The sequence below is a fragment of the Microbacterium sp. LMI1-1-1.1 genome (assembly GCF_040815675.1).
GTDB lineage: Bacteria > Actinomycetota > Actinomycetes > Actinomycetales > Microbacteriaceae > Microbacterium.
Genome location: NZ_JBFPNN010000008.1, coordinates 346,274 through 367,724 on the forward strand (window position 1 = coordinate 346,274; position 21,451 = coordinate 367,724).

Below are 21,451 nucleotides of genomic sequence, written 5' to 3' on the forward strand. Positions count from 1 at the left end.
ACCCCCACGCCCCGTCGGTCCCGGACGGGTACGGCTGGGCCGTGGTCCACCTCACCGCCACCAACGTCAGCACGGAGCGGGCGAGCCCGTCCATCTTCGACGCGACGCTGGCCGCGGCGGGGTGGACGGTGTCGAGTCATCAGATCGCCGAGACGCCGGTGCGGCTGCCGGACGCCTTCACGTCGAAGACCGTCGGCCCCGGGGAGAGCGTGACGGGCGACATCGGCTTCTGGGTTCCGCTGCACGCGCAGACCGATCGCTTCTGCTCGGTGACGCTGGACGTCCGTCCGCGGGTGACGGCGGAGTCCGAGGAGTTCGTCTTCGCCTGCTCCGTCGACCCGGGCTCCGCTGCGACGGACGCGCCGCCCCCGGCGACCTCGACGCCCACCCCCGCGACGACGCCCACCCGCACGACGAAGCCGACCGCGACCCCCCTCGCCTCCCCGACGGCGCCCCCGACACCGGTGCCGACCCCCGGCGCGACCGCGGGAGGGTGAGGCTCGGGAGAGTGGCATCCATTCTGGGGTGAAGCGTCTGGTGACCTCGGGGAGGCCGCCGGAAACGGCACCGCCGCCCCGGAAGACACGGGGCGGCGGTGCGCGTCGCGACGCGTGTCAGAAGTCCCGGTCGGCGTGATGAGCCCCCAGGCGTGAGCCGCGCGGATCGCACTCGACCGGTCGGTCACACGCAGCTTGCGGTACAGGCTCTGCAGCTGCGTCTTGACCGTGTTCGGCGACACGACGAGCACCTGGGCGATGTCCGAGATCGTGGCGTTCGGCGTGAGCTGGTTCAGGACCACCTGCTCCCGGCGGGTGAGGTGCGGCACGCTCACCGCGGACTCGAACACCGACCGGCGCCGGGCGACCTCGCGCTGGGCGGGCTCGGACAGCATCGAGAACAGCGGCGTGCGATCCTCCGGTCCGACCACGCTCCACGGGCTCCAGAGGGCGTTGCGGGAGCTCAGCGCCTCCGCACGTCGGCTGGACTGGCGAGGAGAGCCGGGGCCGTTCAGTCGCACGTCGGCGATCAGGCTGACGACGAGGCACTCGAGGCTCGCGCGCGGCGTCGCGTCGGTCTGCATCCCCCACTTGATCGCCATGACGTAGGCGTCGTGGGCGCGGCCCGCGTACAGCAACGACAGGGCGATCGTGGGGGCGGTGATCGGCGACAGACCGAAGGGCCCCTCGAACAGGGCGATCGCCTTGCGCGCCTGACGGAGCGCGATCATGACCTTCGCCCGGGCCACCAGCACCAGGGTCGAGTGGTAGTGGGACGGCGGCGTGATCCGCGTCCGCTTGGACCACAGGCGCAGCGCGCCCAGGGCGTCCGCCGAGACACCCGCCTGCAGCAGCGCGATCGCGTTGAGAGCGGCCGCCATGGGCCAGAACTCGCGAGCCGTGAACGTCATCGATACACGCGAGAGCGACTCGAGGGCGGCATCCGGCTCGCCCTTCTCGAGCTGCAGCCACGCCGCGGCGAAGCGCGTCGGCTCGCCCCACGGGGATTCCCGCCACTGGTCGCCGTCGGGTCCCGCGACGAAGGCCTCGGCGGTGTTCACGTCGCCCTCGAGGAGGGAGATGATCGCGGCGGCGCCGCGCGTGCGCAGCCGGGCCGGCCCTTCCGCGGAACGCAACGACAGCCCGAGGGCCATGCTCGCGTCGCGCAGCTTGCCCGTCGCGAGGTGCGTCATCGCCACCTGGTACCAGGCCTCGGCGAGGAACACCCCGTCGGGCGAGATGCGGCGGCGCAGGCCGTCCACCAGGAGGGTCACGGCCTCGGCGGCCAAGGCGAAGCGCCCCGACGCCCGCAGCAGGTGAATGCGCGACACCAGCGCCGCCGGGTCGGTCTGCGCGGCGGTCTTCGTGTCGGGCAGCTTCGCCAGCGCCGCCACGGCGAGGCTCGGCGCGTCCTGCGATTGCGCGGCCTCCGGGTCGAGGGTCAGCAGGACCTCGGCGACGTCGGGCGCGGTCCCGCCGAAGAGACGGAGCGCGCTCACCAGCTCGGCGAACGCGTCGGCGTCGCGCAGCCAGATCTGCGGTCCGGCCGAGCGCAGGATGGACGCGAGTCCCGGCCAGTTCTTTGACTCCTGGGCCAGTCGCGCGGCCAGCAACGGCTCGCCCGCCGAGACGAGGTAGGCCGACAGCGCCAGCCGTGCGTCCTCGACCGCTTCCGGCCGGTCGCGGAGGACCTGCCGCAGCCACCGGTCGCGCACCGGCTCGGCGAGCACGAGCCGCGTCGCACTCGGCCAGACGAAGCCCTCCTCGCGCAGCGCGTCCATGAGGTCGGCGAGCGAGCCGGTGTCTGCGTCGATGCCGACCGCCTCGGCCACGTCGGGCGTGACGTACGGCGGGATCGCGAGCATGGTCAGGTCCTTGGCCGCCCACCCCGGGAGGCGGCGTTCCATGTCGGACGTGAACGCGTACGCCGCGTAGTCGGCGATCGCCTCGGCCTCCTCCTGCGTGCGCATCGACAGGTCCTCCAGGCGCAGGTGCGCGCCGGCGAGCTGGACCAGGGCGGGCCATCCGTGCGTGCGCTCGTAGAGGGTCTCGACGGCGTCATCACTGAAATGGATGCCATTGCGTCGCAGGACCGAGGTCATCTCCTCGCGCGTCATCAGCATGCTCGCCGCGGGCAGGACGAACGAGTCGAACTCGAGCGCGATGAGCGGGCTCTCGAGCCCCGTGACGTGACGGGTCGCGACGACGATGCGGAGCGACGGGTCCTCGCGGAGGAGCCCCAGCAGGTCGTCCGAGGTGATCCCGAGGCCGTCGTCGCGGTGCGAGTCGACGATCAGGACGTGCTCGGCCGGCCCGCCGCGGAACCCCCCCGCCACGCGGGCCAGGGACTGCGCGGTGGTGGCCGGGCCGTTGACGAACTGGACGCCGACCGTCGGGTCCTCTCCGAGCTCGAAGGCGAACTGCTGCAGGAGCGAGGTCTTGCCGACGCCCGCGGGACCGCGCAGCAGCACGATGTCGTGGGCCAGGGCCTCCCGCATCTGCGCGACCGTGTCGGTGCGCGGGGCCCAGAATCGGCTGAGGCGACGGGATCCACGAGGGCTGACGAGATGCGCGTCGAAATCGATGAGCATGGGACTCCTGACGGGTGAGCCGGGTCTCGGCCGCCCCGTGCGGCTGCGGAGCGACGTCGTCCCGAGCGGGTGAAACAGTCGGGTTGTATCGAGTCCGATATTTCGGCTGTCGGCTCCCGCTTCTCATCTTCGCGAGAGTGATATCACCCTGTTTCTCACCCTTCGGCCGCCGAGAAGGCGAAATTCCGGGTCACCCTGGTGAGAGCCGGGGGAGTGGCATCCCTCCCGTCTTCACCCCTGCGCAGGGTCAGCCGCGGAGCAGCACGCCGGACCGGACCAGGTCGTCCAGGCCCACCTGCAGAAGCTCATCCGCGGGTTCACCCGGAGGGGGAGAACCGTGCACCGAGGCGATCCGCTCGCCGATGGTGCGGAGGTCGGAGTCGGTCGCGCACTGCCGCCAGATCTCCGGAGCGATGCCGCTGATCACCGTCAGCTCGCCCTCGCCGTGGCCGACGTGGCGGAGGACGGCGAGGCGCGTGTCGTCGGACACGGCGTCCACGAAGGGCGCGCGGCGGTAAAACCCGGGCGGGAGGCCGGGGAGGTCGGCGGCGCGAGCGACCTCGTCCGTCGGCGACTCGTGCCGGACGCCCGCGCGGCGCGGGCTCGGTGCGGACAGCAGGTCCTCGACGATCCCGGTCAGATCCGCGTCGTTCCGGTACTCGAGTCGATACGGGGGAGCGGCCGCCAGGCACGCGGCGATCGTCGCCAGGGGGCGGTGCATACTGCTCAGACCGCTCGAATGCTCGGCGACGGCGATCAGCGCGTCGAGGGTGTCGAGCGGGACGGCCCGCGGTGTCGCGGGGGCGTGCCGCGAGCGGTCGAGGACGATGACCGCGCTCAGCCGCAACGGGGTGTCCGGCAGAGCCCGCAGTCCCAGCTCCTCGGGGGCGATCTGCCGCTTCCAGCTCTCCCCGTCGACCACGAGCGACAGCGGCTTGCGGTAGGGCAGCACCCGTCCGCCCGGCTCGACGGCGACCGTCTCGTCGGACACGTAGCCGAAGCGTCGGGAGAGGCGGCGCGTCGCGGTGGTCTTGCCCGCGCCCGACGGGCCGACGAGCATGCACACCCGGCCGTCGGGATCGGCGACGCCGCCGGCGTGCGTCATCCAGATCTCGCCACGGCGCCGGTCGATGGCCCGGCGCGTGACCGTGGCGGTCAGGTCCGAGAGCGCCTGCTCGGCGTGGGCGCCGGGCGGCGGCACGTGGACGTCGACGTCGGCGGTCGAGACGGTGTCGGGGAGCATCGCCCCCGTCCAGGCCCGGCGGACGGCGGACTCGAGCGACGAGTCGGCGCCGTCGGGGAAGTGCAGCGCGAGGCGGCGGCCGAGGGCGGCGATGTGGGCGACCTGCATGGCGAGCACCCTATGCAGATGCATGCGGGTGCCAGGCGGATGGATGCCGCCCACGCCCGCGAACGGCAACGGGTGAGGTTCTGCGTGGGGACGGGTGAGGCGAAGAACGAAGCCCGGCCCGCCCCCGCGTGTCGTCCCGCGAAGCGGCCGGAGATCCCGCTCCGCCCGGTGGTAGGCAAAGAGGCTCAGGCCCCCGTGATCGCCCGGTGGTCGCGCTCGCCGCCCGGCGGGTGGTTCGGCGAAGGCTCTGCGTACTGTGCAGACGGCCGTCGCGCTCTGCGAGGCCGCAGAAGGGTGGAACAACGGGTGGACCTGCTGAAGATGGTGCGCATCCTGCGCGCGTATTGGGTGACGATCCTCGTCCTGGCCGTGCTGGGCGCCGCCGCCGGCTGGGGGTGGAGCGCGGTGCAGCCCCGTGTCTATACGGCGGATGCCACCGGGTACGTCTCGGCGGTGCAGTCGGAGGCGTCCACCGGAGCCGCCCTTGCGGGCGACCAGCTCGCGAAGTCCAAGGTGCTCTCCTACATCGACATCGGACGCTGGCGGTCGGTCGCCGAGTCCGCGAAGGCGCAGCTCGGGCTGACCGACTCGGTCGACGAGCTCAGCCGACGTGTCAAGGTGACGAACCCGGCGCAGACGGCGACGCTGCGGGCGGAGGCGTCCGGTCCGACGCCGGAGGCGGCGCGCGACCTCGCGCAGGCGTGGCTGCGGGCCATGACGGAGGAGATCAACCGGCTCGAGGCCGACGACAAGGGCGAAAGCGCTGTGCAGCTCATCGCGGGCGACTCGGCGCAGCTGCCGCAGAGACCGTCGTCGCCGAACGTGCGCATCGCCGTCGCCGCAGGCCTGATGGCTGGTCTGCTGAGCGGCATCCTCTTCGCACTGATCCGTCGCACCTTCGACCGTCGGCTGCGCTCGAGCCGCGACGTCACCGAGAGCTGCGGCGCTTCCGTCATCGGGATGCTCCCGCTCGACAAGGAGCTCGTCGGGGAGCGCGCAGTGTTCTCCTTCGACGACGTCCGTGACGGGCGCGGATCGTTCGCCCACAAGGAGGCCATGCGGGAGCTGCGCACCAACCTCCAGTACGTCGACGTGGACGATCCCGCCCGGGTCATCGTCGTCACCAGCCCGCTTCCCGGCGACGGCAAGTCGACGACCGCCGCCAACCTCGCCGTCAGCATCGCGGCGACCGGGCAGGCCGTCATGCTCATCGACGCCGATCTGCGCCGACCCGTCGTCGGAGGGATCTTCGGCTTCTCCGACGACGTCGGCCTGTCGGAGGTCCTCGCGGGACGGACGCAGATCGAGGACGTCGCCCACAAGGTCGATGACGAGGGGAACCTCTTCGTGGTCGCCGCGGGGCGTACACCCCCCAACCCGAGCGAGATGGTGGGGTCGCAGCGCATGCGCACCCTGGTCCGGCGGATCAGCGAGGAGATGATCGTCATCATCGACTCGCCGCCGACGCTCGCCGTCGCCGACGCGGCCATCATCGCCAGCTGGGCCGACGGGGTGCTCCTCGTCCTGACGGCCGGCCGCACCACCGACGACATGCTCAAGCGCGCGGTGGACAACATCGCGAAGACCAAGGGGCACCTTCTCGGCGTGGTGATGAACCGCGTCCCGCGTCGCAGCGTCGACGCGGGGTACTACGGCAAGTACTCGCGGTACTACGGACACGATCACGACGCGCAGACGAGGTGGCAGCGACTCGTGCAGGCGCGGAAGCGTCGAGCGAGGAAGCCTGCCGCCCGCACGGAGTCGGGCCCGCCGACGTCGACGGCGTCGCGCGCGGCTCGTCGACGGACGTTCGAGGAGGGTCCGCGCATCGACGCCGACAGCTCGGGGATCGAGGTCGGTCTGCAGGAGCTGCTGCGCCCCGCGCCTGCATCGGCGACGACGGGGCCGGTCCGAGTGCTCAGCAGCCCCGGCGCTGAGCACGGCAAGCGGTAGCGCTGAGCGGGTGCCCGGAACGTTCCGGGTGCCCGCGAGTCACCCGATGCCGTCCGGACCAGCCGCCGCGAATGTCTCGCGCGCCACGCGATACTCCTCATCGATGCGCGAGACGTGCAGGGCGAAACCGAGCTCGCGGGCCGTCGCGGCGGCACCGCGCGCCAACGTCCGGCGCAGGGCGGAGTCCTCCGCGATCCTCTGCAGCGCTGCGGCGAACGCCGCGGGTGTCGTGTCCGCGCTGACCACCCCGTTCTCGCCGTCTCTCACCAGGGAGCCGGCGGCGGCGTGCGTCGCCACCACCGGACGCCCCAGGAGCATGCTCTCAGCGATGACCAGCCCGAAGGTCTCGGGCCACAGCGAGGGGAAGACGAGCGCCGTGGCAGAGGCGATGAGGGCCGTCTTCTCGAGGCCGTCCACCCACCCCGCGTAGGTCACGGTCCGCCCCACCGCCGCTTGGACCCGCCCGCGTTCGGGCCCGTCGCCCGCGATGACGAGCTCCCCGTCGATGCCCGCGAGCTCCCAGGCCCGGAGAAGCAAGTGGATGCCCTTGACGCCTTCGAGCTTGCCGAGGAAGACGAAGCGAGGGCGGGAGCGCTGCCGCATGCGGCTGCGGCCGGCCGGGCGGGGCCATCCGTGGGGCACGACGTGCAGGAGGGTCTCGTCGACGGGAAGGCCCAGCTCGAGATGACGAGCGCGCGTGCGCTCGCTGGGGAAGACGATGACGTCTGCGCGCCGAGCGCACCGCCAGAGCAGGGCCGCCCGTCGGCGTTGCACCCATTCGAGCCGGTCCGGCCAACGCCCGTCCCGCACGGTCGTCGATCGGGTGTCGACGAGCCCGTAGTCGTGGGTGGTGTGAACGACCGCGCTGTGCCTGGACCGGAGCACACGGGCGCCGATGCCCTGGAAGCGGTGGACGTGGACGACGTCCGACGACCGTTGCACATGCCGGTAGGCAGCCGGCGTGGCAACCGCGCCGACCAGATCGAGGGCATGGAAGAGGAGGCGCTCGATCACGCGTGCACCGTGTCGATGGGCGGGATAGGGGCGCCAGACGGGGCGGACGTCCACCGTGACGCCGGCCGCAGCCGCGTCAGCGACCGTCTGCGCATCCGCGGCGCCGCATACGATGCGCACACTGTGCCCACGAGCTGCTTGGGCCGACGCCAGCGTCATCACATAGGCCTCGGCCCCGCCGAGCGGAGCGACGAGTGAGCTGTGCACGTGGGTCACCCGCACGATCGTCTCCTTCCCGCCGGACCGCGCTGCGGCGCCGTGAGGACCGGGCTGCATGCACGGAGCCGCGGCTCCTCCGTCCCGGCGAGGGTAGGCGCGGATGAGCGTCACGACCGGGCGGGGCGACGACCTTGACGGTGCGAGACCTTCCAGATTCATGCGGCGCCTCATCCGTGTTACCGGCCGGCCTCACCCGTTCCGCTCGTCCGCGCGACGGCATCCCTCCCGCCCCCCATCAGACACGCTGGATCGCAGGGCGTCGGCCGACGGAAAGGAGAAGGTGTGAGGGTCGTGAGCGTGTCCCCGGTGGTGCCGAGCGAGGAGGTGGCGCACGCCGGGGGGCAGTACTACCTGCGACACCTGCGCGCCCTCCGCCGCGGTGGTGCTGAGGTCACCGTCGTGGCGCTCGACACCGCCGAGAACAGGGAGGCGCGATCCCGTCTTGACGGCATCGCGGTCGTCCTGCTCCCCGCGCGCTCGCCCACGACGCGGGCGGGTCGGATCCGCGCGCGCTGGGCCCGCCGCCTCCATCCCGCGCGCCCCGTGGACTGGCATCCCCGGTCTCTCTCCGCCCCTTCGCTGGTGCGGCTTCTTCGTGAGGCCGACGTCGTGGAGTTCCAGTGGACCGAGACGGCCTGGATCGGCCGCGGGCTGCGCCGATGGACGGACGCACGCACCGTGGTCGTCGCGCACGACGTGCTGACGCAGTCCTACGAGAGGCACCGAGCCCTGGTCCGCCGGAGGGCGTCCCCGCGCGGCGTTCTCGCCGCGTGGCGCGTCCGATCCGTCGGCCGCGACGAGGCGCGCATCTACCGCGCAGCGTCGGTCGTGCTGGTCTTCAGCTCCAAGGACGCGCGTCTCGTGGACCGGGTGACCGCGGGAGCGGCTGCCGTCGAGGTCGTCCGTCCTCCGCTTGCGGTGACCGTGCGGGAACGGACGGCACCGTCGACCGCGGGCGACGTCCTCTTCGTCGGTGCGTTCGACCGGTCGGTCAATGCCGAGGCCGCGGTCTGGGCGATGACCGAGATCGCACCGCTGGTGCATCGGCGGCATCCCGATGCCCGCTTCGTCTTCGCGGGCGCGCATCCTCCGCCGTCCATGCTCGAACGCGAGGCCCAGACGATCCACGTCACGGGCCGGGTGCGCGATCTCGAGCCGTTCTACGAGTCGGCGGCCGTCGTGCTCGTGCCCCTGCGGTCGGGTGCCGGCGTCAAGTTCAAGACCGTCGAGGCGATGGTCCGCGGCATCCCCGTCGTCTCCACCTCCGTCGGCGTCGAGGGCATCGTCGACGACCACCGCATCCGTGCCTTCGCGGTGGCCGATGACGCCGCCGGTCTGGCGCACGCCGTCTGCCGTGCGCTCGACGACCCCGCCGCGGCCCGGCAGCGGGCACGCGCCGTCCAGGGCGAGGCCGCGGCCGAGTTCTCGCCCGAACGCTTCGAACGGCACCTTGCCGCGCTCTACCGAACACGATCAGGAGAAGACTGATGGATGCCTCTCGCCCCACCGTCCGACGGGCCCGCGTCGTGGGGGCGACGGTGACCTACGCGGACCGCTCCGCCTCGTGTCGCGCGACGGTCGAGGCCATGCTCGGGGAGGGGGTGGACCACGTGGTCGTCATCGACAACGGCTCGGCCCCGTCCTCGTCGTCCGCGCTGGAGACGCTCCGCGACGCTCACGCCGGCGTCATCACACTCTGTCGCCGTCCTCGGAACGACGGCTCCGCGCCGGCGTTCTCCGCCGCGCTGGCGGAAGCACGACGGGCCGGAGCGGACCTGATATGGCTCCTGGACGACGACAACCTCCCCGTCCCGGGCGCGCTGACGGCTCTGCGTCGCCGCGAGCAGGCGCTGCGCGATGCCGGGCGGAGCGTTTGCGCCGTCGCTCCCACGCGATCGGCGACCGCGGAGCCGGACGTCGTCGCGCGCGCCATCGCCGACGACAGCGCGCGCGAACCTGTTCGCGACGCCGTCGCCTTCGCCGGCGTCGACACCCGGGTGTTCGTGCGGCGGCTGCTCGAGCGGACGGGCCTGCGACGGCCGAGGCCCGCCCGCTCGTCGTCACTGCAGTCCGCTCCATACGGCGGGCTGCTGATCGGGTCCGACGTCGTCCAGGCCATCGGTGCTCCCGACGAGTCGTTCGTCCTCTACGGGGACGATCTCGAGTACACGTCCCGCATCCCGGCGGCCGGCGGGCGCCTGGAGCTCGTGCCGGAAGCGGTCGTCGTCGACCCCCGGGGGGACAGATGGATGCCTCCCGGGTTCGAGGTCCTCGCCATGTTCCGGTCTCGCAACGACGCTCTGCTCTACTACTTCCTTCGCAACCGCGTCGTCCGCGAGCTGCGCTCCGGCCCCCGGTGGACGACCGCGCGCGTCGTGAACGCTGGGCTCTTCGTCGTGCTGTGCGGCGCATGTCTCGTCCTCACCCGGAGGGGCGACAAGGCGCGCGTGATCCTGCACGCCGTCCGCGACGGAGTGACCGGACGGCTGGGCCGACGCCGGGAGCTCTGACGTCGCCGCAGCCCTCATGTCGCGCGCGTCCCGCGAGCGGAGGCTGCGAGCACGTCGTCGACGACGTTCGAGACGATCTCCGCAGACCGCTCCCACGAGAAGCGCCGCACGTTCTGCCGCCCCGCCTCGATCAGACGTCGACCGACGGCGGGAGAGGCGTCGACGGCTTCGATGGCCTCCGCGATCGAGGCGACGGACAACGGGTCGAAGTAGAGGGCGCTGTCGCCGAGGACCTCGGGGATCGAGGCTGCGCGTGCCGCGATCACGGGCGTCCCGCACGCCTGCGCCTCGAGCGGCGGGAGACCGAACCCCTCGTACAGCGACGGGAAGGCGAAGGCCGCCGCCCCACGGTAGAGCCGCCCGAGCTCGTCGTCGCCCACCCGTCCGAGCATGACCACCTCGTCGTCGTTGCCGAGCGACGCGCTACGAAAGGCGGGGGCTTGGCTTCCGACGATGAGGAGCCGTCGGATGCGATGCCGCGTCGCCCGTCGGAACGCCTCGACGAGACGCCGGAAGTTCTTGTGGGCGTTGGGCGACGACACCCCGAGCAGATACGGCTCGCGTTCCCGATGGAGTGGTCCCTCCTCCGTGAACACCGGTGCGACCGCGTTGTTCACGACCTCGATCCGGGTCGGGTCGAGGTGGAAGTGCACTGCCAGTTCGCCGCGGGAGAACTCGCTCACGGTGAGCACACGCTGCGCCCCTCGCAGAAGCGGAGGGATCATCGCGCGGTACTGCGTTCGGAACAGCCGCGAGAAGCTCTCCGGGTGGCGCACGTACGTGATGTCGTGATGGGTCGAGATGTGTCGTCCGTACGCCAGAGGTCCCGTGCTCCCCAGGTTCAACAGCAGCGGGCGCCCGCGGCGCCGCAGCGCGGCGGGAAGCTCGAACTGTTCCCAGGCCTGCCCGGACCGACGACCGACCACGGTGAGTGTCGCGGGGTCCACCGGAAGGGTGCCACCCGGGAGGGGTGGGCGGAGCACTTCGACCGGGCGCAGATGGGCGAGGTGCCGGGTGATCTCCAGGGCGAACCTCTGCACCCCGGTGAGCGGCTGAGTGAGGAACCGTCCGTTGATGACGAGATCAGGCGCCGACGAGCTCGGGGACGTGGGGCGAGAACGAGGCATGGTGTCTCCTCCGTGATGAGTGGAGTCCCAGGGTGGCGCGTCCGTCGGAGCTCTCGGAGGGGTCGCTCGACCTCAGCGCACGGGCGGCGCCTGACGAGCGGTGTGATGATTTCGCGGGTGAAACAGCATGCATACATACGGAAGGGACTGGCGATCCCCCCGTGGCCGACGGTCAGTGGGCGGAGTCGCCCGGGGACAGGACGGCCTTGAAGGTGCGGGCGAGGATCTGGATGTCGCCGACCAGCGACCAGTTCTCGACGTAGAAGAGGTCGAGGCGGATCGCGTCGTCCCACGACAGAGCGGAGCGACCGCTCACCTGCCAGAGCCCGCTCATGCCGGGCCGGACGATCAGGCGACGGCGCGCGGCATCGTCGTAGAAGGCCACCTCGGCCTCCCGCTGCGGACGCGGGCCGACCAGGCTCATCTGCCCGCAGAGCACGTTCCACAGCTGTGGGAGCTCGTCCAGGGAGTACTTGCGCAGGATGCGGCCGATAGGTGTGATCCGGGGATCGTCGGTGACCTTGAACAGCGGCTGGTCGGCGCGGCCCTGCGCCTCCAGCAGCGCGCCGAGGCGGGCGTCGGCGCCGTCCACCATCGACCGGAACTTGACCATGTCGAACGGCACGCCGCCCTGGCCGATGCGACGCTGCCGGTAGAGGATCGGCCCGGGGCCGGAGAGGCGCACCAGCGCGGCGACGGTGGCGAGCACGGGCGAGAGCAGCAGCAGGATCACGCCTGCGCCGATGATGTCCATTCCCCGCTTCAGGAGGAACTGGCGATGCGAGTAGCGCGGTGTCTCGACGTGGACGAGCGGCAGACCCGCGACGGGTCGCGTGTGCATGCGAGGCCCGGCCACGTCCACGAGGTCGACCGCGACGACGAGATGCTGCCGGCCGGGCTCCAGGCTCCAGCCGATCCGGCGGATCTGGTGCGCGCCGAGAGCGGCACCTCCAGACACGAGGACGGTGTCGGCGTCGACCGTCGCCAGGGAGTCGCGCAGACGGCGGGTGTCGGTCTCTGACCACTCGCCGTCGCTGTCGCCGACATCGGTGACGTGGGTGCCGACGACGCGCAGACCCGAGCCGGGCTGCCGCTCGAGCTCCGAGATCGCGCGGGCGCACTCGTCGCGGTCGCCGACGAGGAGGACGCGGGCGGACATCCGCCCCCGGCGACGCTCCGCCCGCAGCCACCATCGGCAGAGGAGCCGGCCGCCGACCACGAGGGCCGTGCCCAGCGGCAGCGTCAGAAGGAAGTAGCCGCGCGAGAGCTCGGTGTCCGCCAGGTAGTTGGCGATGGCCACCAGACCGAAGAGGTGCAGGGACGCACTGATGACCAGGCGGTATTCGATCGCGCCGTAGCCCACCACGCGCGGCGCGCGGGTGTTGAAGAGCGTCAGGGCCCCCACCCAGGCGAGCCCCAGCACGGCCGAGAAGAGCTCGTAGCTCAACGGCGACCCGGCGACCTCTGTTTGGTGCAGGCCGACCCACAGGCCCTGGATGCCGTACACCGCGATGAAGACCGCGACCACGTCCGCCACGAGCAGCAGCAGCGCGTATCGGCTCTGCCACGGACGGGTGCTCGTCCGTGCGGGCCGGATGGTCGTCGGGCGGGTCATCGTCGACAGGCTGTGGTCCATCGTGCTCCAAAGCGTCGTCCTGGGGCCGCGCTCGAGGGAGGAGACGGCAGGAGGGTGGCGGGTGACTCGGGAAGACTGCCGTGCCCGGCGCGGGTCGCCCGGACGGCGGCGATCGGCTCCGGGGCGGGTGAAGACCGGCTCAGCGGCACGTCTCGGACACCGAGACGGGCGTGTTCGCAATGCCGGGCGTCGTCCGGACCGAGCCGATCCCCGCGGCGGGGTCGTACGTCGAGGTGGCGGTGGCCGTGGTGCTTCCGCCGGCCGGGACGGCGACGGTCACGCTGCGTCCGTTCCGCCCCCCGTCGACGCCGCTGCGGTCCCAGGACGGCACGTCGCCCTGGGCGGGATCCGTGGCGAGGACGGTCTGCCCGCGCGGCGAGAAGAACAGGACGTCGAGCAGCATCGTGCTCGTGGGCAGCCCCATGGACCTGTTGCGGTGCCCCTCGGTGTACGGGGGAAGACCGTCGCGGGGCGCACTGTTGGTGAGCGCGATGCTCGTCTGGACGGTCCCCGCGGCCGCGTCGCAGGTGACGGTGACGGACGAGGCCAGGTAGTACTCGAGCTTGCTGTAGGACGCATCGTTGACGAAGACGCCCAGGTCGCGACCGTCGGCGGCGAACGTCCCGGCCAGGCCGGCGCGCTCGATCGTCTGCTCCTCCGGTTCCGAGCGCATCCAGGCCATCACGCGCTGCTCCTGGACCCCGCGGGAGAGCGCCTCGATCATGGGGATCGGTGCCCACTGGCCCTTGGACAGCACTGCGAAGATGCTCCGCACGACCCGCTGGAAGTAGGCGTCAGCTGCGGGCCCGTCCGCCCCGAAGCGCACATAGGCGTCGCGGAGGAGGACCGTGACGACGTTGTCCGAGCTGATGACCTCGCCGTCGTCGAGCGTGACCGGGCCGGTGACCTCGAGGATGTGCGAGAGGGCGACGGGGTCCAGTGAGACGACCCCGTCGACGGGGCTGCCGGTCACCTCGGTCCACATCGCATCGAACAGATGGGCGGTCAGGGGGAAGTCCGGGGTCCGCGTGTAGTTCTGCGGGAACTGCCACGTGTCGCGCTCGTAGAGGGCCCGCGTCTCCGCCGGGATCTCTGCGATGTCGCGTCCGACGAGACCGGCGGCATAGAAGGTCGACGAGTCCGCCTGCTCGTCGAGCGACAGGCGGCCGTCGTCGACCCGCAGCAGCGTCATCGCGGCCGGGTTGCCGCCCGTGGCACGGACCTCGGCGTTGTTCTGGAAGAGGACCAGGTAGGAGCGCGGGCCGTCCGCGCCCGCCATGTCGAGCAGCGTCGGGAGCGACGCGCTGAGGTCGTCGAGCGTCGGACGCAGGTCGCCGATGAGCGTGGAGAACGAGGTCACCGCGTCCGCGATCTCGGGGACCACCGCCGTGGAGTCGACCCCGGTCATCATGGCAGCGGCCTCGTCGACGGCGGCGGAGATGACAGGGACGGCGTCCTTCGCGTGGCGCAGCGGCGTCAGATCGATCCCCGCCCCGTCGGCCGACAGGGATCCGGTGGACAGGTCGGTCATGAGGGTCACGCCGGCCGGAAGGGCCTTGTCGTCGATCACCGTCGCGGCGCCCGTCATGGTCTGCACGGCGTCGATGTTCGGCCCGACCGCGGGGAGATTCGCGGCCGCCTCCCACAGGGGGCCCTGGACGATGTCGTCGGCTGCCCGGATCTGGTCGGACACCTGTGCGGTCAGGGCGCGGACGGCGTCGGCGTCGCGGTCGCGGACGGCGGCGGCGATCCCGCCCGCGGCCTCTCTCGCTGCGGTCAGGTGGTCGCGCGCGGTGCGCGCCTCTCCCCAGAGAGTCCAGGCCGCGACACCCACGGCCCCCGCGGCGACGAGGAGCACGGTCGCCGAGCCGACGACGATCAGCCGTCGGCGGCGCCGCCGACGTCGTCGGTCGGCCCAGGTCGGGGCGGCGTGGCGACGGGTCGCGGGTTCGGAGGGGGAGGGGGCGGGAGCCGGCATCCGGGGAGCGTACGAGCGCCGCTCCGGGCGATCGCCGCCGCCGCGAGGCGGCGCGGGGCACCGCGCGGCAACCGCCTGCCCGGATTCACCCGCAGCGTGGTCCGCCCGCCGGTCAGCAGGTCACCTGGGGTGGTGAGAACGGGGCGGAACGGCGTCCGTGCGAGCCGGGTGAACGCGGAAGCTCCACCGGGTGAGGTGCACGGCGAAACGCGGGGCCGGGGACCGCATCAGAGCCGCGCCCGGGCGGGGAGGCCGGCCGCACCCGGGTATTCCTCTCGTGAGTCCAGGGATCCGCCGACGCGCGAGCGTCATCCCTGCACCGGAGTGAGGAACCCCGCGTGAGCAGTACGTCCCCCCACGTCGTCATGGTGACCAACGCCGTCGCCCCGGACAAGCTCGGCGGGCTCGAGCGATACGTCCGCGAGCTGTCGGCGGCACTCGTCCGGATCGGCACGACCGTCACCGTTGTCGCGAAGCGAACGGATGCCGCGCAGCCCCTGGTCGAGGACGGGGAAGACGGCGTCCGCATACGTCGCTACGTGCCGCCGTCCAAGTCCGACCCCCTCTTCGGCGTGCGCTACCCCCTCGCCGTGACGCGGGGAGTCGACCGCGCGATGCGCGCCGCGCTCGCCGACGCCGGTGCCCGGAGGGCCATCGTGCACGGGCATTTCCCCGTCCCGATGCTCGGTCTCACGACCCGGCGCGGGCCGTACGTGTACACGTGTCATGCGCCGGTCTACAAGGAGGTGCTGTCCGAGCGCCGCGGGTCGTACTTCCTCCCCGCTCCCGTGCAGAAGGCGGCCGTGGCGGGTCTTCGGGCCGCGGAGCGGCGCGTCATCCATCGCGCCCACACCCTCATCGCCTTGAGCGACTTCGTCCGGTCCGAGGTCGCGGAGCTGAGCCCGCTGGCCGCCGACCGCGTCGTCCGCATCCCCGGCGGTCTCGACACGGACTGGTTCTCCCCCGACGAAGCCGTCCGGGGCGGGTCGTCCAACGAAGTGGTCCTCTTCACGGCCCGGCGTCTGGTCGAGCGGACGGGTGTCGACCGTCTGGTCCGGGCGATGCCGCACGTGCTCGCGCGCGAGCCACGGGCCCGTCTCGTCGTGGCCGGCGCCGGACCGCTCCGCACAGAGCTCGAACGGGACATCGACCGCTGGGGACTGCGCGACCGCGTGCGGCTCCTCGGCCGCGTGTCGGAGGTCGAGCTGCGGGACTGGTACCGACGAGCCGACCTCGCGGTCACCCCGACCGCCGCACTGGAGGGCTTCGGACTGTCGACCGTCGAGGCCCTCGCCTGCGGGACGCCGGCCTTCGTGACCCCGGTGGGCGCGAATCCCGAGGTCGTGAGGGGGCTGTCGCCCCGCCTCATCGCCCGCGGGGCGGGGGCGGGTGAGATGGCCAGAGGCATCCTGGAGCTCCTGACCTCGGACGAGCTCCCCGCCATCCGCGCACGGGCGCGCGACTTCGTGCACCCGGCGCTCGGATGGTCGGCCGTCGTGGACGCGCACGCGGAGCTCTACGACCGGATGCCGGCGACCTCGTGAGCGACTCCGTCCGCGTCACGGTGCTCGTGCCGTCGATCAGCGCGTCCCGCCTCGAGCGGGCTCGCACCTGGCTGGCCGCGCTCACGGCGGAGGGGTTCGACGTTCGCGTCGTCGCCAACTCCGCGTCTGCCGCGGCCTGCGCCCCGCGGTTGTCCGCCACGGTCGTCGACACCGGGGCCAACCCCGGCTTCTCCCGCTCGATCGTCGCCGCGCTCGAAGGCGCGCCCGCGTGGGACTGGCTGATCCTCATGAACGACGACCTCGACCTGGCTCCCACGGCACCGGCCGCGATCCGCCGGGTCCTGGCCGACCACGACGAGGCCGACGCGGCGATCGTGCACCTCGACGACGAGCCGGCGCGGGCGCTGCCGACCGTCGGCGGCGTCTTCGCCTCCGTGTCGCTGCTCGACGCGCTGCGGCACCGTTTCGGACGGGCGGACCAGGCGGGGCGCGAGCGTCGCTCCGCCCGACGGGGCCGCGAGGGGGTGGCATCCACCTATCGCTCCTTCAGCGCGGTCGCGATCTCGCGCGCGTCCTGGCGACGCGTCGGTGGCCTCGATCGGCGGTTCGTGTTCTGCTACGAGGACGCGTTCTTCGTCCGCCGGCACCGGGCCCTGGGCGGTCGGGAGCCGGTCTGCGTGGACGTCGGGATCCGCCACGAGAAGTCCGCGAGCACGGGGCAGCACATCCGGACCGTCCTGCCCGCCATCGCGTTCTCCGCGTTCCGGTATCTCTGCGCCGTCGGGGTCGCGGAACGCCGAGCGTCGCGCGTGGTCGTCGCGGCCCTCCTCCTCCGCGTGCCGCTGGTCCCGTTCGCCTCCGCGCGGACCGGCGAGCATCTGCGCGGCATCGTCGCCGCGATCCGTTCCGTCTCCTCCCGCCGCGAGCCGGCGCTGCCCCGCTATGCCGACATCTGACGCCGCCCTCCCCGGACCCGCTGACGGTCGCGTCGCCTGGTGGGCCGTCGCCGACGGCTCCCTCGACGTGCGCGGATCCGACGCGTTCGACGGCGGCGCCGAGATCGTCGTCGTCCCGGTCGGAGCCGTCGAACCCGTGTCGCTCATCGGCCACGGCGCGGAGCTGTGGCGACGACTGATCGGGAGCGGCCCGTGGGAGCCGAGCGCCCTGGATGCCGCGGACGTCTCGCTCCTGGAGGAGATGCGCGTCGTGGGGCTGACCCATCTCGGCGGGCGGCCGCCGACCGTCGTGACGGACCTCTGCGTGCCGACGCTGTCGTCGCCGCTGCACGAGCTCGTCTACGGTGTGGTGGCCAACGTCGCCCGCGAGCGGGGGATCCGCTGCGTCTTCATCAAGGGGCCCACCCTGCACCTGCAGGGGCTGCGGGAGCGTGAGCATTCGGGCGACGTCGACGTGTGGTGCGAGCCGGACCGCTGGGACGACCTGGCCGAGGCCCTCGCCACGCGAGGGTGGCGGCGCGAGGCGGACCCGTGGCGCGGCACGAGCGTGAACCATTCGGCCACGATGACGCCCCTCCTCTGGGGGTGTGAGATCGACGTCCACCGGCGCATGCCGGGCGCAGTCCACGACGACGAGCGCGCCTTCGCCGCGCTCTGGCGCCACTCCTCGGAGGTCTCCTTCGCGGGGGTGCGCGTGCGCGTCCCGACTCCGCCGATGCACGCCGTCGTGTCGGCGCTGCACGGCGTCCGGCCGGAGATCGGCCGCCTCGGACGGGACGCCGCGGCGTCCGAGAACGCCGTCCGGCTCCTGTCCCGGCCGGGGACGCTGGCGTGCGCCAAGGACCTGGGCGCGGTCGTCGCTCTGCGGACCGAGCTGCTGGAGGTCGTGTCCCCGTCCGAGCTGCGGGGATACGACCAGGGCACCCCGCGCGACTGGGTCTGGCGGGGCCAGCCGGACCGTGTCCGCGCGTACTGGGTGGCCCTGCGCGAGCAGCGGCTGTGGCTGCGGCTCCGGCTGATGTTCCGGCTGCTGTGGCCGAACGCCGACGTCGCCGCGGAGTCCGCGCGTCGCGCGGGCGACCGCGCGGGCGGATCGGTGCGGGCGCGGCTGCGTCGTATCGTGCGCGGCGCACGCGGATGGCTGCGGACCTCCCTGCACCGGTAGCGCACGGGTCGCGCGGCTGCGGCCCGTGGCATCCCGCGCTTCTTCTCAGAGGTGGCACGGCGCGCAGAGGTCGAGCCGTGCGCGTCGTCCGCCGTGCGCGACGGGCCTCAACGGGCCCAGGACCGCCAGCGCGCCGCCGCCGGGTCGCCGTCGAGGGCCGGCGGTGCGAGCGGAGACGGGGATGCCGCTCGCCGACAGGCGTCGACGGCGAGGACGAGCAGCGGCACGAGGGAGACGGCGGAGGTCGGCCCGTACTTCAGGATCGGGAACGTCGTCTCGGTGAAGCTGATGACGAGGAAGCCGAGGACGAACGACATCGCCGCGATGCCGCGCGAGCGGCGGGTCTGGCGGGCCGCTCCCACGAACGCGAGCGTGACCACGACCGCCACCGCGGCGACGAGCACCACGCCGCCCTGGACGAGCAGCGTCAGAGCCTCGTTGTGCGCGTGACTCGCGGCGCTCGAGAGGTAGCGGCGCAGCTCGGCGTAGTGGTCGGTGTACCAGGTCGCCCCGAGGCCGAAGAGCTCGTTCTCGTGCCACCTCTCGATGTTGAACATCCAGATGCCGCCGCGGTACGTGTACGCCGACGGGTCCGTCTCGCCGAAGGGGATGCGGAACAGCGCGACCACGGCGACCGCGAAACCAGCCGTGCACAGGACCCGCCACGGCGCGCGGGGGAGGAGCCAGCCGACCACCACGACAGCGAGGACGACCACGGCCCCCGACAGCGCCGTCCGCGACGAGGTCAGCACGAGGGCCGCCCCGATCGCACCGACGATCGCGAACTGAATCACCCACCGTTTCACCAGGAAGGCGAAAGGCAGCGACATCGCCAGGAACATTCCGAGGATGTTCGAGTGGGAGAAGATGCCCGCCAGCAGCGGCGCTCCCGTGATCGACTTCTCCACCTGCGCGAGGCCGGCCGACATGAACACGTTCTGCGGAGCGACGACCGTCCCCACCAGCGACACCACGGCGACGAGGCCGCCGAGATACCCCAGCACGACGAGGTCGGACAGGCGGATGCCGGTGGCCACGACGAGGAGCCCGACCACCGCGGGAACGAGGATCGAGACGACCAGACCCCTCTCGAAGAGGAACTGCGACACCAGGAGGACCGCCGACGGCAGCGTCACCACGGTCACCGCGAGGAGGCTGACGCGGGTGAACAGCAGAGCGACGCCGGCGATGGCGAGGGCCAGGAGCGGTACGCCGATGCCGACCAGCGAGTACGTCAGGGCGACCGGCGGCGCTGCGACCACCGCCTCGCCCTCCGTATAGAACGCGCGGTTGGTGGTGAGGGCCTCGGCGATCGGCCCGGCGGTCGAGTACAGCCACAGCAGCGCCACGAGCAGCCGGCGAGGAACGGGGCCCGGATTCAACCCCCGCGGCGCTGCGGGGGCGGGGGAGGCGACCGGCGCGGCCGTCATTACTGTGTGCACGCCCGACACAGTACAAATCCTGGGGAGACCGCATGACCGCCGCCGTGGAGTCGCGCTCGAGGCGACGGGGCGCGATCGCCCTGCTCGTCGCCCAGTGGGGGCGCTATGCGCTGCAGGTCGGCGGGATCGTCCTGCTGGCGCGCCTCGTCGCGCCCGACGAGTTCGGGCTCGTCGCCCTCGGCGCCGCACTCGCCGGACTCGCCGCGGTGCTCGGCGACTTCGGTCTGAGTCTCGCCGCCCTCCGCGCGCCGACGCTCTCCCCGGCGCAGCGCGACAACCTCTTCTGGATCAACACCGTCGTCGGCCTGGTGGCCGCCGGGCTCGTCGTCGCGCTCGCCGCGCCCCTGGCAGCCCTCTACGGCGACGAGCGCCTCGTCGTCGTGATGGCGCTGCTCGCGCCGGCCTTCGCGCTGCGGGCGGCGAGCGTGCAGTTCCGCGTCGAGCTCAACCGGTCGCACCGGCTCGAACGCCTGGCGGTGTCGGAGTTCGCGGGTGACGCGCTCGGCCTGGTCGTCGCGGCCGCCCTCGCGCTCGCCGGGGCGGGGTACGTCGGCCTCGCGCTGCAGGGCACCGTCGCGGCGCTGCTCACCCTCGTCGTGGCCGGTGTGCTGAGCGGATGGCGGCCGGGCCGGCCGCGCCGCGACGCCGAGATGCGGGGGCTGCTCTCGTTCGGCGGGAACACCTTCGCCACGCACGTGCTGAACTACGCCTCGGCGAACGTCGGCACGATCGTGATCGGCCAGCAGTTCGGCAACGGAGTAGTCGGATTCTTCGGTCGGGCGAATCAGCTGGTGAATCTTCCGATCGACCAGCTGGCGACCCCCCTCACCCGCATCGTCGTCCCCCGGCTCGTCGACGCCGTGGACGCCGACGACCTGCTGTCCCGTCTCCGTCGTTTCCAGACCGTGCTCTGCTACCCCGTGCTCGCCTACCTCAGCGTCTTCGTCGCGACAGCCGAGCCGGCGATCGTCACGGTGCTCGGAAGCGCCTGGAGGGATGCCGCCCCGTACGTGCCGGTCCTCGCGATCGGCGCGCTCTTCCAGACCCTCGGGTACGTCGGCTACTGGGGCTTCGTCTCGCGCGACAGGTCCGGGATGCTGCTGATCTCCGAGGCCGCGGGCCGCATCGCGATGATCGTGCTCGCCGTCGCCCTCGTGCCTCTCGGCCCGCTCTGGGTGGCGGCGGCGCTGGCGGTGGGACACGTCCTCATCTGGCTCGTCGCCACCACCGTGTTCCTCCCGCGGGCGGGGTTGGACGGGTGGGCGCTCGCGGCTCCCGGCATCCGTCCCGTGGTCATCTTCGGCACGGCGGGCCTGGCCGGGTGGGGGGCGGCATCGGTCTGGGCGGGGGCCGCCGACGACCTCACCCGACTGGTGATCGGCGTCGGCGCCTGGGCGGCCGCCGCCCTCATGATGAGCGCAGTCTGCGGCCGGGGCGATCTCCGGACGCTTCGCGAGTTCGTCCTCCGACGGTGACCCGCCCGCCCCTTCCCCGCCTCGAAGAGACC

At 72.5% G+C, this 21,451-nt stretch carries 14 protein-coding genes; 7 read left to right on the forward strand and 7 right to left on the reverse strand.

The window, feature by feature from the left end:
• Positions 1 to 139: 139 nt before the first annotated feature.
• Positions 140 to 3,088, reverse strand: a complete 2,949-nt coding sequence (locus MRBLMI1_RS11250; RefSeq protein WP_367732753.1) for a LuxR C-terminal-related transcriptional regulator — start codon at positions 3,086 to 3,088, stop codon at positions 140 to 142.
• A 247-nt stretch (positions 3,089 to 3,335) separates the two neighbouring features.
• On the reverse strand, positions 3,336 to 4,439 hold the full coding sequence (locus tag MRBLMI1_RS11255) for a hypothetical protein (RefSeq protein WP_367732755.1): 1,104 nt from the start codon (positions 4,437 to 4,439) through the stop codon (positions 3,336 to 3,338).
• A 306-nt stretch (positions 4,440 to 4,745) separates the two neighbouring features.
• Here MRBLMI1_RS11255 and MRBLMI1_RS11260 point away from each other — a divergent pair, with 306 nt between their 5' ends.
• A complete protein-coding gene (locus MRBLMI1_RS11260) occupies positions 4,746 to 6,392 on the forward strand; it encodes a polysaccharide biosynthesis tyrosine autokinase (RefSeq protein ID WP_367732757.1) in 1,647 nt (548 codons plus the stop codon).
• 39 nt (positions 6,393 to 6,431) lie between these two features.
• Here the strand turns inward: MRBLMI1_RS11260 and MRBLMI1_RS11265 are convergent, their stop codons facing one another.
• A complete protein-coding gene (locus MRBLMI1_RS11265; protein ID WP_367732759.1) occupies positions 6,432 to 7,796 on the reverse strand; it encodes a glycosyltransferase in 1,365 nt (454 codons plus the stop codon).
• 120 nt (positions 7,797 to 7,916) lie between these two features.
• Here MRBLMI1_RS11265 and MRBLMI1_RS11270 point away from each other — a divergent pair, with 120 nt between their 5' ends.
• Complete coding sequence (locus MRBLMI1_RS11270; RefSeq protein WP_367732761.1) at positions 7,917 to 9,113, forward strand: glycosyltransferase family 4 protein; 1,197 nt, start codon at positions 7,917 to 7,919, stop codon at positions 9,111 to 9,113.
• Entirely contained in the window at positions 9,113 to 10,135 is a 1,023-nt protein-coding gene (locus MRBLMI1_RS11275; RefSeq protein WP_367732764.1) for a glycosyltransferase, read from the forward strand. Before MRBLMI1_RS11270 ends, MRBLMI1_RS11275 begins: the two co-directional genes overlap by 1 nt.
• A 14-nt stretch (positions 10,136 to 10,149) precedes the next feature.
• Here the strand turns inward: MRBLMI1_RS11275 and MRBLMI1_RS11280 are convergent, their stop codons facing one another.
• The 3 genes from MRBLMI1_RS11280 to MRBLMI1_RS11290 all read right to left on the reverse strand — a co-directional run bounded on the left by MRBLMI1_RS11280 (position 10,150) and on the right by MRBLMI1_RS11290 (position 14,876).
• Positions 10,150 to 11,262: a glycosyltransferase family 4 protein gene (locus MRBLMI1_RS11280; RefSeq protein WP_367732767.1), complete on the reverse strand. Its 1,113-nt coding sequence runs from the start codon at positions 11,260 to 11,262 to the stop codon at positions 10,150 to 10,152.
• A gap of 172 nt (positions 11,263 to 11,434) precedes the next feature.
• Positions 11,435 to 12,877, reverse strand: coding sequence for a sugar transferase (locus tag MRBLMI1_RS11285; RefSeq protein WP_367732770.1), 1,443 nt, complete (start codon positions 12,875 to 12,877; stop codon positions 11,435 to 11,437).
• Between the two features lie 160 nt (positions 12,878 to 13,037).
• Positions 13,038 to 14,876, reverse strand: a complete 1,839-nt coding sequence (locus MRBLMI1_RS11290) for a DUF4012 domain-containing protein (RefSeq protein ID WP_367732772.1) — start codon at positions 14,874 to 14,876, stop codon at positions 13,038 to 13,040.
• 338 nt (positions 14,877 to 15,214) lie between these two features.
• Here MRBLMI1_RS11290 and MRBLMI1_RS11295 point away from each other — a divergent pair, with 338 nt between their 5' ends.
• The 3 genes from MRBLMI1_RS11295 to MRBLMI1_RS11305 are packed head-to-tail and all read left to right on the forward strand — an operon-like array spanning position 15,215 to position 18,502.
• On the forward strand, positions 15,215 to 16,420 hold the full coding sequence (locus MRBLMI1_RS11295) for a glycosyltransferase family 4 protein (RefSeq protein ID WP_367732774.1): 1,206 nt from the start codon (positions 15,215 to 15,217) through the stop codon (positions 16,418 to 16,420).
• The gene (locus MRBLMI1_RS11300) at positions 16,417 to 17,337 is read left to right on the forward strand and encodes an NTP transferase domain-containing protein (protein ID WP_367732784.1); all 921 of its coding nucleotides are present in this window, start codon (positions 16,417 to 16,419) and stop codon (positions 17,335 to 17,337) included. Before MRBLMI1_RS11295 ends, MRBLMI1_RS11300 begins: the two co-directional genes overlap by 4 nt.
• Complete coding sequence (locus tag MRBLMI1_RS11305) at positions 17,324 to 18,502, forward strand: nucleotidyltransferase family protein (protein WP_367732788.1); 1,179 nt, start codon at positions 17,324 to 17,326, stop codon at positions 18,500 to 18,502. The genes MRBLMI1_RS11300 and MRBLMI1_RS11305 overlap by 14 nt, the downstream gene beginning before the upstream one ends.
• A gap of 107 nt (positions 18,503 to 18,609) precedes the next feature.
• On the opposite strand, the gene MRBLMI1_RS11310 is transcribed toward MRBLMI1_RS11305, so the two are convergent.
• On the reverse strand, positions 18,610 to 19,944 hold the full coding sequence (locus MRBLMI1_RS11310; protein WP_367732791.1) for an O-antigen ligase family protein: 1,335 nt from the start codon (positions 19,942 to 19,944) through the stop codon (positions 18,610 to 18,612).
• Positions 19,945 to 19,976: 32 nt separating this feature from the next.
• On the opposite strand from MRBLMI1_RS11310, the gene MRBLMI1_RS11315 reads away from it, so the two are divergent.
• Complete coding sequence (locus MRBLMI1_RS11315) at positions 19,977 to 21,419, forward strand: oligosaccharide flippase family protein (RefSeq protein ID WP_367732793.1); 1,443 nt, start codon at positions 19,977 to 19,979, stop codon at positions 21,417 to 21,419.
• Positions 21,420 to 21,451: the final 32 nt, after the last annotated feature.

What these genes read in the sequence shown, in the direction of transcription:
- MRBLMI1_RS11250 (WP_367732753.1), bottom strand. Translation starts at nt 3,088, where the DNA reads ATGCTCATCGATTTCGACGCGCATCTCGTCAGCCCTCGTGGATCCCGT.
- MRBLMI1_RS11315 (WP_367732793.1), top strand. Translation starts at nt 19,977, where the DNA reads ATGACCGCCGCCGTGGAGTCGCGCTCGAGGCGACGGGGCGCGATCGCC.
- MRBLMI1_RS11280 (WP_367732767.1), bottom strand. Translation starts at nt 11,262, where the DNA reads ATGCCTCGTTCTCGCCCCACGTCCCCGAGCTCGTCGGCGCCTGATCTC.
- MRBLMI1_RS11290 (WP_367732772.1), bottom strand. Translation starts at nt 14,876, where the DNA reads ATGCCGGCTCCCGCCCCCTCCCCCTCCGAACCCGCGACCCGTCGCCAC.
- MRBLMI1_RS11275 (WP_367732764.1), top strand. Translation starts at nt 9,113, where the DNA reads ATGGATGCCTCTCGCCCCACCGTCCGACGGGCCCGCGTCGTGGGGGCG.
- MRBLMI1_RS11285 (WP_367732770.1), bottom strand. Translation starts at nt 12,877, where the DNA reads ATGACCCGCCCGACGACCATCCGGCCCGCACGGACGAGCACCCGTCCG.
- MRBLMI1_RS11305 (WP_367732788.1), top strand. Translation starts at nt 17,324, where the DNA reads ATGCCGACATCTGACGCCGCCCTCCCCGGACCCGCTGACGGTCGCGTC.
- MRBLMI1_RS11255 (WP_367732755.1), bottom strand. Translation starts at nt 4,439, where the DNA reads ATGCAGGTCGCCCACATCGCCGCCCTCGGCCGCCGCCTCGCGCTGCAC.
- MRBLMI1_RS11265 (WP_367732759.1), bottom strand. Translation starts at nt 7,796, where the DNA reads ATGAGGCGCCGCATGAATCTGGAAGGTCTCGCACCGTCAAGGTCGTCG.